Source organism: Streptomyces ficellus (assembly GCF_009739905.1).
In the GTDB taxonomy this organism is placed as follows: Bacteria; Actinomycetota; Actinomycetes; order Streptomycetales; family Streptomycetaceae; genus Streptomyces; species Streptomyces ficellus_A.
In genome coordinates this window covers 6,871,389-6,884,857 of the sequence record NZ_CP034279.1, presented here as the reverse complement: position 1 = coordinate 6,884,857, position 13,469 = coordinate 6,871,389, and the positions used below count along the sequence as shown (strand labels likewise).

15 protein-coding genes are annotated in these 13,469 nt (G+C 72.8%); 6 read left to right on the top strand and 9 right to left on the bottom strand.

Annotated elements, in window-relative coordinates:
• Nucleotides 1-10: 10 nt before the first annotated feature.
• Nucleotides 11-412, bottom strand: a complete 402-nt coding sequence (locus EIZ62_RS30940) for an ACT domain-containing protein (protein ID WP_156695962.1) — start codon at nt 410-412, stop codon at nt 11-13.
• Between the two features lie 116 nt (nt 413-528).
• Here EIZ62_RS30940 and EIZ62_RS30935 point away from each other — a divergent pair, with 116 nt between their 5' ends.
• Nucleotides 529-918 (top strand): PadR family transcriptional regulator, encoded by a 390-nt coding sequence (locus tag EIZ62_RS30935; RefSeq protein ID WP_244376058.1) that lies wholly within the window; start codon nt 529-531, stop codon nt 916-918.
• Complete coding sequence (locus EIZ62_RS30930; RefSeq protein ID WP_156695960.1) at nt 905-1,480, top strand: hypothetical protein; 576 nt, start codon at nt 905-907, stop codon at nt 1,478-1,480. The genes EIZ62_RS30935 and EIZ62_RS30930 overlap by 14 nt, the downstream gene beginning before the upstream one ends.
• Here EIZ62_RS30930 and EIZ62_RS30925 read toward each other — a convergent pair.
• From EIZ62_RS30925 to EIZ62_RS30905, 5 genes are all read right to left on the bottom strand, one after another.
• The gene (locus tag EIZ62_RS30925) at nt 1,473-1,715 is read right to left on the bottom strand and encodes a DUF397 domain-containing protein (protein ID WP_156695959.1); all 243 of its coding nucleotides are present in this window, start codon (nt 1,713-1,715) and stop codon (nt 1,473-1,475) included. The two genes, EIZ62_RS30930 and EIZ62_RS30925, sit on opposite strands and share 8 nt — an antisense overlap.
• Nucleotides 1,716-1,816: 101 nt before the next feature.
• On the bottom strand, nt 1,817-2,986 hold the full coding sequence (locus tag EIZ62_RS30920; protein WP_156695958.1) for a thiolase domain-containing protein: 1,170 nt from the start codon (nt 2,984-2,986) through the stop codon (nt 1,817-1,819).
• Nucleotides 2,976-4,043 (bottom strand): thiolase domain-containing protein, encoded by a 1,068-nt coding sequence (locus tag EIZ62_RS30915; RefSeq protein WP_156695957.1) that lies wholly within the window; start codon nt 4,041-4,043, stop codon nt 2,976-2,978. The genes EIZ62_RS30920 and EIZ62_RS30915 overlap by 11 nt, the downstream gene beginning before the upstream one ends.
• The gene (locus tag EIZ62_RS30910) at nt 4,040-5,002 is read right to left on the bottom strand and encodes a Zn-ribbon domain-containing OB-fold protein (protein ID WP_156695956.1); all 963 of its coding nucleotides are present in this window, start codon (nt 5,000-5,002) and stop codon (nt 4,040-4,042) included. Before EIZ62_RS30910 ends, EIZ62_RS30915 begins: the two co-directional genes overlap by 4 nt.
• Before the next feature lie 184 nt (nt 5,003-5,186).
• Nucleotides 5,187-5,987 carry a crotonase/enoyl-CoA hydratase family protein gene (locus EIZ62_RS30905; RefSeq protein ID WP_156695955.1) on the bottom strand — a complete coding sequence of 267 codons (801 nt, stop codon included), beginning with the start codon at nt 5,985-5,987 and terminating at the stop codon, nt 5,187-5,189.
• Nucleotides 5,988-6,151: 164 nt separating this feature from the next.
• On the opposite strand from EIZ62_RS30905, the gene EIZ62_RS30900 reads away from it, so the two are divergent.
• The 3 genes from EIZ62_RS30900 to paaK all read left to right on the top strand — a co-directional run bounded on the left by EIZ62_RS30900 (nt 6,152) and on the right by paaK (nt 9,893).
• A complete protein-coding gene (locus EIZ62_RS30900) occupies nt 6,152-7,822 on the top strand; it encodes an acyl-CoA synthetase (protein ID WP_156695954.1) in 1,671 nt (556 codons plus the stop codon).
• Between the two features lie 84 nt (nt 7,823-7,906).
• Nucleotides 7,907-8,413 (top strand): GNAT family N-acetyltransferase, encoded by a 507-nt coding sequence (locus tag EIZ62_RS30895; RefSeq protein WP_156695953.1) that lies wholly within the window; start codon nt 7,907-7,909, stop codon nt 8,411-8,413.
• Between the two features lie 187 nt (nt 8,414-8,600).
• A complete protein-coding gene (gene paaK, locus EIZ62_RS30890) occupies nt 8,601-9,893 on the top strand; it encodes a phenylacetate--CoA ligase PaaK (RefSeq protein ID WP_156695952.1) in 1,293 nt (430 codons plus the stop codon).
• A 121-nt stretch (nt 9,894-10,014) separates the two neighbouring features.
• Here paaK and EIZ62_RS30885 read toward each other — a convergent pair whose 3' ends face one another.
• Nucleotides 10,015-10,716, bottom strand: a complete 702-nt coding sequence (locus EIZ62_RS30885; protein WP_156695951.1) for a restriction endonuclease — start codon at nt 10,714-10,716, stop codon at nt 10,015-10,017.
• Between the two features lie 159 nt (nt 10,717-10,875).
• Here EIZ62_RS30885 and EIZ62_RS30880 point away from each other — a divergent pair, with 159 nt between their 5' ends.
• A complete protein-coding gene (locus EIZ62_RS30880; RefSeq protein WP_167536448.1) occupies nt 10,876-11,970 on the top strand; it encodes a glutamate--cysteine ligase 2 in 1,095 nt (364 codons plus the stop codon).
• A gap of 96 nt (nt 11,971-12,066) precedes the next feature.
• On the opposite strand, the gene EIZ62_RS30875 is transcribed toward EIZ62_RS30880, so the two are convergent.
• Together EIZ62_RS30875 and EIZ62_RS30870 are read right to left on the bottom strand one after the other, a co-directional pair.
• Nucleotides 12,067-12,684 (bottom strand): LysE family translocator, encoded by a 618-nt coding sequence (locus EIZ62_RS30875; RefSeq protein ID WP_156695950.1) that lies wholly within the window; start codon nt 12,682-12,684, stop codon nt 12,067-12,069.
• Complete coding sequence (locus EIZ62_RS30870) at nt 12,678-13,463, bottom strand: thioesterase II family protein (RefSeq protein ID WP_208828110.1); 786 nt, start codon at nt 13,461-13,463, stop codon at nt 12,678-12,680. Before EIZ62_RS30870 ends, EIZ62_RS30875 begins: the two co-directional genes overlap by 7 nt.
• Nucleotides 13,464-13,469 lie beyond the last annotated feature (6 nt).

Here is a 13,469-nt window from a genome sequence, read left to right as displayed (position 1 = left end):
GGGATGCCGGTCAGGCGGAGCGTTCCGCCAGGCGGCGCAGGGCGGTGAGGGCGTCGCCCGCACGGTCGTGCTCGACGAAGAGGTGGTCGTGGTGGAAGCCGGCCACGACGTTGCAGCTCAGTCCGGCGTCGGCGAGTTCCCGCGAGACGGCCGCCGTGAGCCCGACGGCGCCGAGCGCCGAGTGGACGCGCAGGGTGATCCAGCCGGCCACGTAGTCGTACGGGAGCGAGGCGGCGTCCGCCTCCTCCTGCGGCACGACGAGGGTGAGGCCCTCCGATTCGGCGACGGTGACGGCGGGGTGCAGCCCGGGTGGGACGGCGGGCCCGTCGACGGTCACGAAGACGAAGTGCCCGGCGTTGAGCTCGGGCCGCATCCCGGCGAGCAGCCGGGACAGATCACGCTCTCCACTCATGCCCCCACCCTAGGCCGGGCCGGCGCGGTCGGGCGCGGTGGCGGCCGACCCGACGGCATTACTCTGCGCCACCACAGCCTTGCGCCGCATGACAATCCGTGACTATCATGTGTCGCATGACAAAGGAGCTGCCGGCGACCGGTGACCAGCGGCGCAGCCAGCTTCTGCGCGGAGTGCTCGACCTGTGCCTGCTGTCGTTGATCGCCGAACGGCCCAGGTACGGCTACGAGTTCGTGGAGGCGCTCGACCACAGCGGGCTGGAGCTCGTCAGCGAGGGCAGTATCTATCCCCTGCTCGCGCGGATGGAGCGGGCCGGGGTCGTCGAGTCGTACCGGGCCCCGTCGTCCAGCGGCGGGGCACCGCGCAAGTACTACCGGCTGACCACGGCCGGCCGGGACGAGCTGACCCGGGGCCGTGCCGTGTGGGCGGGTTTCACCACCCAGGTCGGCCGGGTCCTGAACGACCAGCGGAAAGACCAGACGGGGGAATCAGATGATGACCGATGAGCGGGTACTGGCGGTCTGCCGGGCCAACTGGGAGTACCGCGGCATCGACGCCGCGTCCGTGCGGGAGATGCTCGCCGAGCTGGCCGCGCACCTGGAGGACGCCGCGGCGGCGGGAAGGAAGCCGGCGGACGTCGTCGGCGACGACGTCAAGGCGTTCGCCGCCTCCTGGGCCCGGGCGCGACAGCCTTTGCACCGGAGGGTGATGCGGCTGGCGGCCATACTGCCGGGTGTGGTGGGGACGCTGATGCTGTTCTCGCACCTGCTCTGGCGGACCACTCAGCTGCCCGTCACCGCCGGCCGCCTCGCGCTGATCGCCGCGATCGCCGCCGTCACGGTGACGGTGGAGCTGCGCCGGGGCAGTCTGGGGCTGGGCAGGAGCTGGCTGGTCGGTGCCGCCGTCGGCCTGCCGGTCGCGTTGGTGGCCGACCGGCTGGCCGGCGACGAACCACTGTTCACCCTGCCGCTGTGGGCCACGGCCCTGCTGATACTGCCGGGCGGCGTGTGCGCGGTGCTGGACGCACGGGCCCGGAAGCGCGCGGACCGGGACGTCACCGTCAGGTGAGGTCGAACTCCCCCTCCCTGGCGTTGACCACGAAAGCGCGCCACTCGGCGGGGGTGAAGATCAACGACGGGCTTTCCGGACGGCCGCCGTTGCGCATCGCGATGAAGCCCTCGACGAAGGCGATCTGGACGTCGCCCGCACCCTGACTGCCGGACTGCCAGTCCGCGTTGCTCAGATCGAGGTCCGGCTTCGCCCAGCCTGCGAGCTGCTGCTGGGTGGTGATGGTCTCCGCCACGTGCCTGCTCCTCCCGGTTCGTCGTCCGCGCTCAGACTAGCCATCAGGGCCGATCACGGACAGGGCGCGGCGCGCGGTCCGGGCGCCGGTCAGGTGGCCGGTCAGGTGGCCGGTGGTGCGGTGCCCACGAGCCACATGGCGAAGAACTGGGACCCGCCCCCATAGGCGTGGCCCAAAGCACGGCGGGCTCCGGGCACTTGGTGGGCGCCGGCCTGCCCGCGGACCTGGAGTGCCGCCTCGGCGAAACGGATCATGCCGGAGGCGCCGATGGGGTTCGTGGACAGGACGCCGCCGGAGGGGTTCACGGGCAGGTCGCCGTCGAGTTCGGTGACTCCCGACTCGGTGAGCTTCCACCCCTCCCCCTCCGCGGCGAAGCCCAGGTTCTCCAGCCACATCGGCTCGTACCAGGAGAACGGCACGTACATCTCCACCGCGTCGATCTCCCGGCGCGGGTCGGTGATCCCGGCCTGCCGGTAGACGTCGGCCGCGCAGTCCCGGCCCGCCCGTGGCGAGACGAAGTCCTTGCCCGCGAACATCGTCGGCTCACTGCGCATGGCACCTCCGTGCACCCAGGCGGCCGGTCTCGGCGAGCGGGCCGCACCGGCCCGGTCGGTGAGGACGAGAGCGCAGGCGCCGTCGGAGGACGGGCAGGTCTCGGAGTAGCGGACGGGGTCCCAGAGCATCGGGGACGCCTGGACCTTCTCCAGGGTGATGTCGTGCTCGTGGAGATGTGCGTACGGGTTCTTGAGCGCGTTGCGCCGGTCCTTGTACGCGACGAGGGAGCCGATCGTGTCGGGGGCTCCGGTGCGCCGCATGTAGGCCCGCACGTGCGGTGCGAAGAAGCCGCCCGCTCCGGCGAGCAGCGGCTGCTGGAAGGGGACGGGCAGCGACAGGCCCCACATGGCGTTGGACTCGGACTGTTTCTCGAAAGCGAGGGTGAGCACGGTGGAGTGGACCCGGGCGGCGACGAGGTTCGCCGCGACGAGCGCGGTGGAACCGCCGACCGAGCCCGCGGTGTGGACGCGGAGCATCGGCTTGCCGACCGCGCCGAGGGCGTCGGCCAGATACAGCTCGGGCATCATCACGCCCTCGAAGAAGTCGGGGGCCTTGCCGATGACGACGGCGTCGATGTCCGCCCAGGTCAGCTCGGCGTCGTGCAGGGCCCGGTGGGCGGCCTCCCGGACCAGTCCGGCGAGGGAGACGTCCCAGCGTGCGGCGACGTGCTTGGTCTGGCCGATACCGACGACGGCCACGGGCTCCTTATGCGGCACGGGGCTCTCCTTCCAGGACGGCGACCAGGTTCTGCTGGAGGCAGGGGCCGGAGGTGGCGTGGGCGAGCGCCCGGTCGGAGGTGCCCCGGTGGATGGCGGCCGCGGCTTCGCCGAGCCGGATGAGGCCGGCCGCCATGACGGGGTTGGCGGCGAGGGCGCCCCCGGAGGGGTTCACGCGGACCGTGTCGTCGAGCCGCAACGCCTTGCGCAGGACGACCTCCTGGGAGGTGAACGGGGCGTGCAGTTCGGCGGTGTCGGCGGGGCGTTCGAAGGCACCGGCACGCTGTGCGGCGAGGCGGGTGGAGGGCGAGTCGGTGAGGTCGCGCACGCCGAGGCCGTGCGCTTCGATGCGATGGTCGATGCCGCGGATCCAGGCGGGCCGGTCGCACAGCTCCCGTGCCCGGCGCCCGGCGGCGAGGACGACGGCCGCCGCGCCGTCGCCGACGGGCGGGCAGTCACCGGTGCGCAGCGGGTGGACCAGGTGGTCGCCGTGCGGGCGGACTCCGGTGAGCTGGGCGTGCGGGTTGTTCTCCGCGGCCGAGGACCGGCTGCGGGCGGCGATGGCGGCGAGCGCGGGCCCATCGGTCTCCCCCGCGTCGATCAGCGCCTGTGCCTGGAGCGCGGCGAGCGAGACGGAATCGGGCCAGAGGGGGGCGAGGTAATACGGGTCGAGCTGGCGGGTGAGCACGTCCCGGACCTCGCCGGCGGAGGACTTGCCGTAGGCGTAGACGAGGGCGGTGTCCGCCTCGCCGGTCAGCAGCTTCACCCAGGCCTCGTACAACGCCCAGGCGCCGTCCATTTCGACGTGGGACTCGGAGATGGGCGGCCAGGCCCCGACGCCGTCCAGTGCCATGGTGAAGGAGAAGGCGCGGCCCGCGAGGTAGTCCGAGGAGCCGGAGCAGGTGAAGCCGACGTCGCCGGCCTTCAGGCCCGTCCGCTCCAGCACCTCGTGCAGGACCGGCATGAGCATCTCGACCTCGGAGACGTCGTCCGTGCGCCGCCGGTGGTCGCTCTGGGCGAAGGCGACGATCGCGATGTCCCCGGCGGGCGGCGTCACAGCAGCTCCTTGTAGGTGTCGTAGTCGGCGTCCGGTTCACCAGTGGGCCGGTAGTGATCGGGATGGCGGCCCTCCCCCGTCCACACCGGTTCGACACGCAGGCCCATCCGCACCTGGTCGTAGGGGATGCCGCCGATGCGTCCGTGCAGGGCCAGGTCGGCGCCGTCGAGGGCGATGTGGGCGTAGACGTAGGGCACCTCGATGTCGAGGTTCTTGGCCTTGATGTTGACGATGCAGAAGGTGGTGACGGTGCCGCGGGGGCCGACCTCGACCCGTTCGGTGGTGGCGACGCCGCAGGTCGGGCAGGCGCCGCGGGGCGGTACGTACACCTTGTGGCAGGAGGGGCAGCGTTCACCGACGATCCGCCGGTCCGCGAGGGCGTCGAGGTGGGCGCTCTGGGCGCGGCCGGGAGTGTAGGTGTAGTCGAGGCGGGCGGGTGCGACGATGCCGGTGACGGGATCGGTGAACCGCCCGGTGTGGGGGCGCGGTTGGCGGGACTCCTCGCCGTCGTACGGTTCGAAGCAGGCGATGTCGGTGATGGCGCCGGCCCGGTCGGGCGCCCAGCGGATGCGGACGCGCATCCCGGTGCGCACGGCCCCGGGGCCACCGGGCGCGTCGAGCGCGTGCAGGAGGGAGGTGTCGGCGCCGTCCAGCCGGACCAGGACCCAGGCGAAGGGACGGTCCAGCGGCTGACCGCGCCGCGGGGCCGGGTTCCAGGCCCAGGTGGTGACGGTGCCGGTCGGGGCGACCTCGACCAGGTCGCGTATCCCCTCGGCGGTGACCGGGTCGTACTCGACAGGCGGCACCAGGACCGTGCCGGCGGTGGTGCGGACACCGAGGACGGTGCGTTCCCGCAGGCCGGTAAGGAAGGCCGACTGGACGGGACCGAGCGAGCGGGTGAAGGGGAACTCCACGACGAGTGGGGCGCGAAGGGTCTGTGGCGCGGGCGGGGAGGTCATGGTCGGGCTCCGATCGTGGCGACGGCGCGGATGGCCGGACGGCCCGGGCGGCCCGGGACGGGTTCCGGCCGGGCGACGGCTCCGGGACGGGTTCCGGCCGGGCGGCGGCCGGGAGGCGTGGTGGGCGCCCCGTCGGTGGGTGGGCGCGGGCCGTGGGGGGCGGGGGGGCGGGGCCCCGGGAGGGTCAGGTGCGGCGGTAGACGGGGGCGCGTTTCTCGGCGAAGGCGCGGGCGCCTTCTTTGGCGTCGGCGGTGTCGAAGACGGGCCAGCCGCGTTTGAGTTCGGCGGCGAGTCCGTCCGTTTCGGTGAGTTCGGCGGTCTCGTACACGGACGCTTTGACCGCCTCGACGGCGAGTGGGCCGCAGGCGTTGATCTGTTCGGCGATGGCGAGGGCCTTGTCCAGGGCGGTGCCGTCGGGGACGACGTGTCCGACGAGGCCGATGCGGGCGGCTTCCGCGGCCGGGTAGGGGCGGCCGGTGAGCAGCATTTCCAGGGCGTGGGTGCGGGGGATCTGGCGTGGGAGGCGCACGGTGGAGCCGCCGATCGGGAAGAGGCCGCGCCGGACTTCGAAGAGGCCGAAGGTCGCCGATTCCGCCGCCACCCGGATGTCGGTGCCCTGGAGGATTTCGGTGCCGCCGGCCACGCAGTGGCCCTCCACGGCGGCGATGACCGGTTTGCGGGGGCGGTGGTGGCGCAGCATGGCCTTCCAGTGCAGGTCGGGGTCGGCCTTGAGTCGTTCCCGGTGGTGCTGTCCTGCCATGCCGTCACCGGCGAGGGCTTTGAGGTCCATGCCGGCGCAGAAGGTGCCGCCGGCGCCGGTGAGCACGACGGAGCGGACGGAGTCGTCCTCGTCGGCCTCGATCCAGCCGTCGTACAGTCCGACGAGCATCGGCAGGGACAGTGCGTTCTTCGCCCCGGGTCTGTTCAGGGTGAGTACGAGTGTGGCGCCTTCGCGCCGCACGGTGAGGTGTTCCGTACCGCTCATGGCTGTCCTCCCGTATCGCGACCTAGAACAGGTTGCAGGAGCGGGGGTGCCAGTTCAATAGTTTCCTGACAGGTAGTCAGATTCTTCGGTGCGGTCCCTTCCCACTTGTGCGCGGCGACGCTCTAATGACCGCGAGCCAGTCCGGCCGGGGTGGAGGAGGAGCGGTGGAGTACAACCTTGCCGACCTGTTCGAGTCGGTCGTGGACGTGGTCCCGGACCGTGAGGCGCTCGTCCACATCGACCATCCCGGGACGGGTGCGGAGCGCCGGCTGACGTACGCGGAGCTGGACGCCGCCGCCAACCGGCTCGCGCACCACCTGCTCGGCGCCGGGCTGCGGCCGGGTGAGCACCTGGGGCTGCACCTGTACAACGGCGTCGAGTACGTCCAGACGGTGCTGGCCTGCCTGAAGGCGAGGATCGTGCCGGTGAACGTCAACTACCGGTACATGGAGGAGGAGCTGGTCTACCTCTACCGGGACGCGGACCTGGCGGCGCTGGTGTTCGACGCCGAGTTCACGGACCGGGTCGCGGCCGCGCTGCCCAGGACGGAGAAGCTGCGTCACCTGGTACGGGTGGGGACACCGCCCCGGGGCGCCCCGGACACCCGGTGCACCGCCTTCACGGAGGCGGTGGCGGCCGGTTCGCCGGAGCGGGGCTTCGGACCGCGTTCGGGAGACGACCTGTTCATCATCTACACCGGTGGCACCACGGGCATGCCCAAGGGGGTGATGTGGCGCCAGGAGGACCTGTTCTTCTCCGGGCTGGGCGGTGGTGCGCCGACCGGGGAGCCGGTGAAGTGCCCCGAGGAACTGGCCGAGCGGGTCGCGGCGGGTGGCGAGGGCATCGCCTTCTTCCCCACTCCCCCGCTGATGCACGGCACGTCGACGCTGACCGCGTTCATCGGCTTCAACTTCGGGCAGCGGGTGGTCCTGCACAGCAGGTTCGTTCCGCACGAGGTGCTGCGGACGATGGAGAAGGAGCGGGTGACCAGTGTGTCGCTGGTCGGCGACGCCATGCTGCGGCCGCTGATCGACGCGCTGAGCGGTCCGCTCCGGGGCGTCGACCTGTCGTCGCTGTTCAGTGTGTCGTCGTCGGGCGCGATCATGTCGGAGACGGTGCGTGAGCAGTTCCTGGCCCTGGTCCCGCACGTGATGCTGCTGAACAACTTCGGCTCGTCGGAGTCGGGTTTCAACGGCACGGCGACGGACGACTCGGGCCCGGAGAAGGGGTTCCGGCTGCGGGTCAACGGGCGTACGCAGGTGGTCGACCCGGCGACGTGCGCACCGGTGGCGCCGGGCGAGGTGGGGCGGATCGCCCAGCGCGGCCACGTCCCGCTCGGCTACTACAACGACCCCGTCAAGACGGCCGAGACGTTCTTCCGGCGCGGCGGCGAGCGGTGGGTGCTGCTCGGCGACATGGCGACGGTCGACGACGACGGCGTCGTGACCGTTCTCGGGCGCGGTTCGCAGTGCATCAACACGGGCGGCGAGAAGGTGTACCCGGAGGAGGTCGAGCAGGCGCTCAAAGCCCATCCGGACGTGTACGACGCGCTGGTCGCGGGCGTGCCGGATCCCCGGTGGGGCCACCATGTGGCGGCGGTGGTCGAGCTGCGGGCGGGCGCGCGGCCGCCTTCCCTGGACGACATCCGGCATCACTGCCGGGCCCGGCTGGCCGGGTACAAGGTGCCCCGTCAGCTGGTGATCACGCACCGGATCCAGCGCTCGCCCAGCGGCAAGGCGGACTACCGCTGGGCCCGGGCGGTGGCGGTCGAGGCGGTCGAGGCAGCGGAGGAAAGCGGAAGCGGCCGGGGAACGGCCCTGACCGAACGGTCCTGACCGAACGGTCCTGACCGCGCCGCGGCCCGTCGGCTTCCGGAACCGCGTTTCCGCCGGTCGCCCGGGGAGGGTCATACTCGTCGCATGACTTCGCGGGTGACAGGGCGCGGCGCCGCCGGCCGGCCGGACGGGCGGCCGGTGCGGATCAGGCGGGCGACGGCCCGGGACGCGAAGCGGCTGACCGCGCTGGTGCGGAGGTCCGGCGCCTACGAGGGCCCCTACGCGCCCATGGTGGCCGGGTACCGGGTGGGGCCGGACTACATCGAGGCCCATGAGGTCCATGTCGCGGTCGGCGAGGACGAGGAGGTCGAGCGGGTACTGGGGTTCTACGCGCTCGTCCTGGCCCCGCCCGAGCTGGACCTGATGTTCGTCGCCGATGCCGCGCAGGGGCTCGGCGTCGGTCGCGCCCTCGTCGCGCACATGACGGGGCGGGCGCGGGCGGCCGGGGTGAGCGACGTACGCGTCGTGTCCCATCCGCCCGCCGAGGGTTTCTACCGCAGTGTGGGCGCGCGACGCGTCGGGACGGTGTACGCGAACCCGCCCGCGGTGATGTGGGACCGCCCCGAGCTGGTCATCGCCGTCACGCCGTAGCGCCCCGGGGCAGCCGAGCGCACGGCCGGCGTCCCACGGGGCCTCCGGCGCGGCGTCCGGCGCGGGCAGAAAGTCGCCGCACACCCCTTGCGATCGGGCCGCCGGCTTGGATTACTGATCCCGAACGGATCGACCGAATGATCGGTCGTCCGGTTTGAGAGCGGTGCGAGAGGACGGAGTGCGGCGGATGACGGACTGGCTGGACGCCGGGGAGCGGATGGGCCGCGAGGAGCTGGAGGCGCTCCAGCTGGAGCGGCTGCGGGCCACCCTGCGCCACGCGTACGAGAACGTGGACTTCTACCGGCAGGCGTTCGACAAGGCGGGGCTGCGCCCGGAGGACTGCCGGACGCTCGCCGATCTCGGCCGCTTCCCGTTCACCGCCAAGACCGACCTGCGCGACCACTACCCCTTCGGGATGTTCGCGGTCGACCGGTCCCGGGTACGGCGGATCCACGCCTCCAGCGGCACGACCGGCCGTCCCACCGTCGTCGGGTACACCGACCGCGACCTGGAGACCTGGGCCGACGTGGTGGCGCGGTCGATCCGCGCGGCCGGGGGGCGGCCCGGCCACACGGTCCACGTGGCGTACGGGTACGGGCTGTTCACGGGCGGGCTCGGGGCGCACTACGGTGCCGAGCGGCTCGGCTGCACGGTCGTCCCGGCCTCCGGGGGCATGACGGCGCGTCAGGTCCAGCTGATCCAGGACTTCCGTCCCGAGATCATCATGGTGACGCCGTCGTACATGCTCACCCTGCTCGACGAGTTCGAGCGCCAGGGCGTCGACCCGCGGTCCACCTCCCTCGAGGTGGGGATATTCGGCGCCGAGCCGTGGACGGAGGAGATGCGGCGCGAGATCGAGGAACGGCTGGGGATCGACGCCGTCGACATCTACGGGCTGTCGGAGGTGATGGGCCCGGGTGTGGCGCAGGAGTGCGTGGAGTCCAAGGACGGGCTGCACATCTGGGAGGACCACTTCTATCCGGAGGTCGTGGACCCCTTCACGGGCGAGGTGCTCCCCGACGGGGAACCGGGCGAGCTGGTGTTCACCTCGCTGACGAAGGAGGCCATGCCGGTCGTCCGCTACCGGACCCGCGATCTGACGCGGCTGCTGCCCGGCACGGCCCGTCCGGCGTTCCGGCGGATGGAGAAGGTCACGGGTCGCAGTGACGACATGGTGATCCTGCGGGGCGTGAACCTCTTCCCGACCCAGGTCGAGGAGATCGTGCTGCGTACGCCGGGGCTCGCCCCGCACTTCCAGCTCAGGCTCGCCCGGGAGGGGCGGCTGGACACGCTGACCGTGCGTGCCGAGGCGCGGGCGGACGCGACCGGGGAGGAGCGTGCCGAGGCGGCGCGTGCGGTCGCGGCGGCGGTGAAGGACGGGATCGGGGTGTCCGTCGGGGTCGAGGTGGTCGATCCGGAGACGCTGGAGCGGTCGGTGGGGAAGATCAAGCGGATCGTGGACCTGCGCACCTCGGGCTGACCGGTACGGCGGGGCCGCGGTCGCCGGTGGCCGCGGTCACCGGTGGCCGCGGTCACCGGGGTCCTCGAACGGGCCGGTCGCACGCCGGGGGGCGGCCGGCGCGCGGCCGGCCGCAGGCGTGTCAGCAGCCGGCTTCCTGGAGGGGGACCTGGAGCCAGGGCGCCGGGCCGGTGCCGTCCGTCCAGGCGTCGAGGGCCTGGCGGTCGACGCAGAGGATGCCGCACTGGGCGGCGTAGTCGGCGGCCGGTTCGGTGAACTCGCTGGTGGTCACCACGGCGGCGACGTGCGCGTCGTGCACGGCGAAGCACGTCCCGCCGAAACGCTGTACGTCCTGGGAGCCGACCTTGTTGTCCGGTCCGTACGCCTTGCACTGGACGACGACGCGCCTGCCGTCCGGCGCGGTGGCGACCACGTCGGCGCCCAGGTCGCCCGCGCCGCCGACGACCTCGACGTCGGTGCAGCCGTCGCGTACGCAGAGGTCGGCGACGGCCTGTTCGAAGGCGTCCGCGTCCAGGGCCGTGTAGTCCACGTACACGGGCGGCTCCGGCTCCACCAGCGGGGCGGGGGGCTCCACGAGCGCGGCGACCGTGCCGCGGCGTCGGCGGGCGGCGCGTACCAGCGAGAGGGCCACCGCCAGGGTGCCTGCCACGGCCAGGACCGCGGCCGGTACGTCGGCGGAGTCCCCGACGGCCGCCCGCGCCATCACCCCCGTACCGCACAGGAGGATGGCGACCAGGCCGAAGCCGAACGTGGTCTCGCGCAGGCTGAAGCCCGCGCGGCGGTTGGGACGGTCCGTGCGTGACCTGCGGGCGGATATCGCCATCTGCCGGGCCCCTTCTCGTCTCTCGTACGCGGACGATCTTGCTCTGCCCATATGCCCCGCTCTTCCGCGATCGCACACCCCTCACGCGTCGGCGCGGGGCGAGGCGTGAGGGGCCGGATCGCGGGAAGACGTCGGGCACTGAACGAGAAAGGCGGGTCGATGGTGCGCAGTGTGGGCGTCGAAGAGGAGCTCCTCCTGGTGGACAGCCGGACCGGGGAGCCGCGGGCTTTGTCGGCCGCCGTCCTGGCGGCCGCGTCCCGGGATCCGCAGAGCGACGACGAGGTGTTCGAGAGCGAGTTGCAGCGGCAGCAGCTGGAGTTCGCCACCCGGCCGCAGACCGGGATGGGTGAGCTGGGCGACGAGATCCGGCGGTGGCGGAAGGAGGCGGCCCGGCACGCCGAGGGGCTGAACGCGTCGATCGCCGCGCTGGCGACCTCGCCGCTCCCGGTGTCCCCCACCATCGGGACCGGTGAGCGCCACCAGTGGCTGAAGGAGCACTTCGGGCTGACGGCGCAGGAGCAGCTGACGTGCGGCTGCCATGTGCACGTGTCGGTGGAGTCGGACGAGGAGGGTGTGGCGGTCCTCGACCGCATCCGGCCGTGGCTGCCGGTGCTGCTGGCCATGAGTACGAACTCGCCGTTCTGGCAGGGCGAGGAGAGCGGGTACAGCAGCTACCGCAACCGGGTGTGGGGGCGGTGGCCGTCCGCCGGTCCGGTGGAGATCTTCGGTTCCGCGGACCGCTACCACGAGCAGGTCGCGGAGATGGTGGCGAGCGGGGTGCTGCGGGACGAGGGGATGATCTACTTCGACGCCCGTCTCTCCCACTCGTACCCCACGGTGGAGATCCGGGTCGCGGACGTCTGTCTCGACCCGTCCACCACGGTGCTGCTGGCGACGCTGGCGCGCGGGCTGGTGGAGACGGCGGCGCGGCAGTGGCGGGACGGCGAGCCGCCGGCGCGGCACGGGGTGGCGCTGCTGCGGCTGGCCGCCTGGCGGGCCGCGCGTTCGGGCCTGGAGGACGAGCTGATCCACCCGGTGACGATGCGGCCGGCCCCGGCGGAGGCGGTGGTGCGGGCGCTGTTCGATCACGTCCGGGACGCGCTGGAGGAGAGCGGTGACGTGCTGCCCGCACAGGAGGCCCTCGCCGAGCTGCTGAAGAATGGCACGGGTTCCCGGGTCCAGCGGGACCTGTTCGCTCAGACGGGGAACCTGCGCGAGGTGGTCGCCGAGTGCGTGCGCCGCACCTGCGCCTGAGGTGACCGTCCGGCCCGCCCTCGGAGGGATGACCCCCGGGGGCGGGCCGGACCACGTCCACCCCGGGGCCGGACCAGGCCGGCCCGGGCGGGCCGGTCAGGAGGGCTGGAGGGCCAGCCGTACCGCGAAGCCGATCAGCAGCAGGCCGGTGACCTGCTCGATGCGGGCCCGCACGCGCGGGCGGCGCAGCACCCTGCCGAGCCGGTCCACCGTCACGACGTACAGGCTGAACCACAGCAGGTACAGCGCGGCGAACACCAGGGACAGGGCCATCGCCCGGGGCAGGACGTTGCCCGTGGTGGGCAGGAACTGCGGCAGGAACGTCACGAAGAACAGCGCGACCTTCGGGTTGAGGGCGTTGGAGAGGAAGCCGTACCGGACGTACCGGCCGACGGCGGGGTCGTCCGGCGGGGTCCCGTCCTCCTCGGTCTCCCGCAGGGTGCGGCGGGCGCCGCGCAGGGTGGCGATGCCCATCCACACCAGGTACACGGCGCCGACGACCTTCAGGACGGTGAAGGCGGTCGCCGAGGCGAGGAGCACCGCCGAGATGCCGAGGACGGCCGCCCCGACGTGGACGACCAGCCCGAGGGCGCCGCCCACCATGGTGAGCAGCCCGGCCCTGCGCCCGCCGGCGAGGGCGCTGCGGGTGATCAGCGCCTGGTCCGGCCCCGGGATCATGATCAGTACGAGTGAGGCGGCCGCGAAGGTCAGCACCGGGCGTCCCTCTCCCGGGCGTCCCTCTCCCGGGCGGTCACCGCGCCGAGCACGCCGGCCAGGGTCCGCAGGACGGGGGCGGGCCGGTCACGCAGGTAGAAGTGGCCGCCGGTGAACTGCCGTACGGTCACCTCGGCGTCCGTCAGTTCCCGCCAGGCGTCGAGCTGTTCGGGGGTGACCCGGTCCTCGGTGCCGCCCAGCACGGTGACCGGGACGGGGAGGGGTTCCTGCGGGCGGTGGGCGTAGGTTTCCAGGATCTGGTAGTCGGCCCGCAGGGCCCGCGCCGCGAGGGTGACGAGTTCCTCGCAGGCCATCACCTCCTCGGGGATGCCCCCGTGCAGCCCGGAGACGGCCTCCATCAGCTCGCGGTCCCCCAGCAGGTGCAGGCGTGAGGCGGCCCGCGGGAGGTGCGGGGCCGGGTAGCCCGAGACGACGAGGTGGGCGGGCAGGGGCTGTCCGGCCGTCCGCAGGGCGCGGGTGACCTCGAAGGCGAGGAGCGCGCCGAAGCTGTGGCCGAAGAACACGAACGGTTCCCGCAGCGGCGGTCCGGCGGCGAGGAAGGACTCGACGAGCGTGTCCATCGACGTGATCACCGGTTCGGCCGTCCGCGAGCCCCGGCCGGGCAGTTGTACGGCGTGGACCTCGGCGTTCCGCAGGTCGCGCGCCCAGCGCAGGTACTCGGCGGCCGAGCCGCCCCCGTGTGCGAAGCAGTGGAGCTGGGGGGCGGCCGGGCGGGGTGCCCCGCTGAGGGTCCAGCGGGGCGGCATGGCGTCGTTCACGGTGGT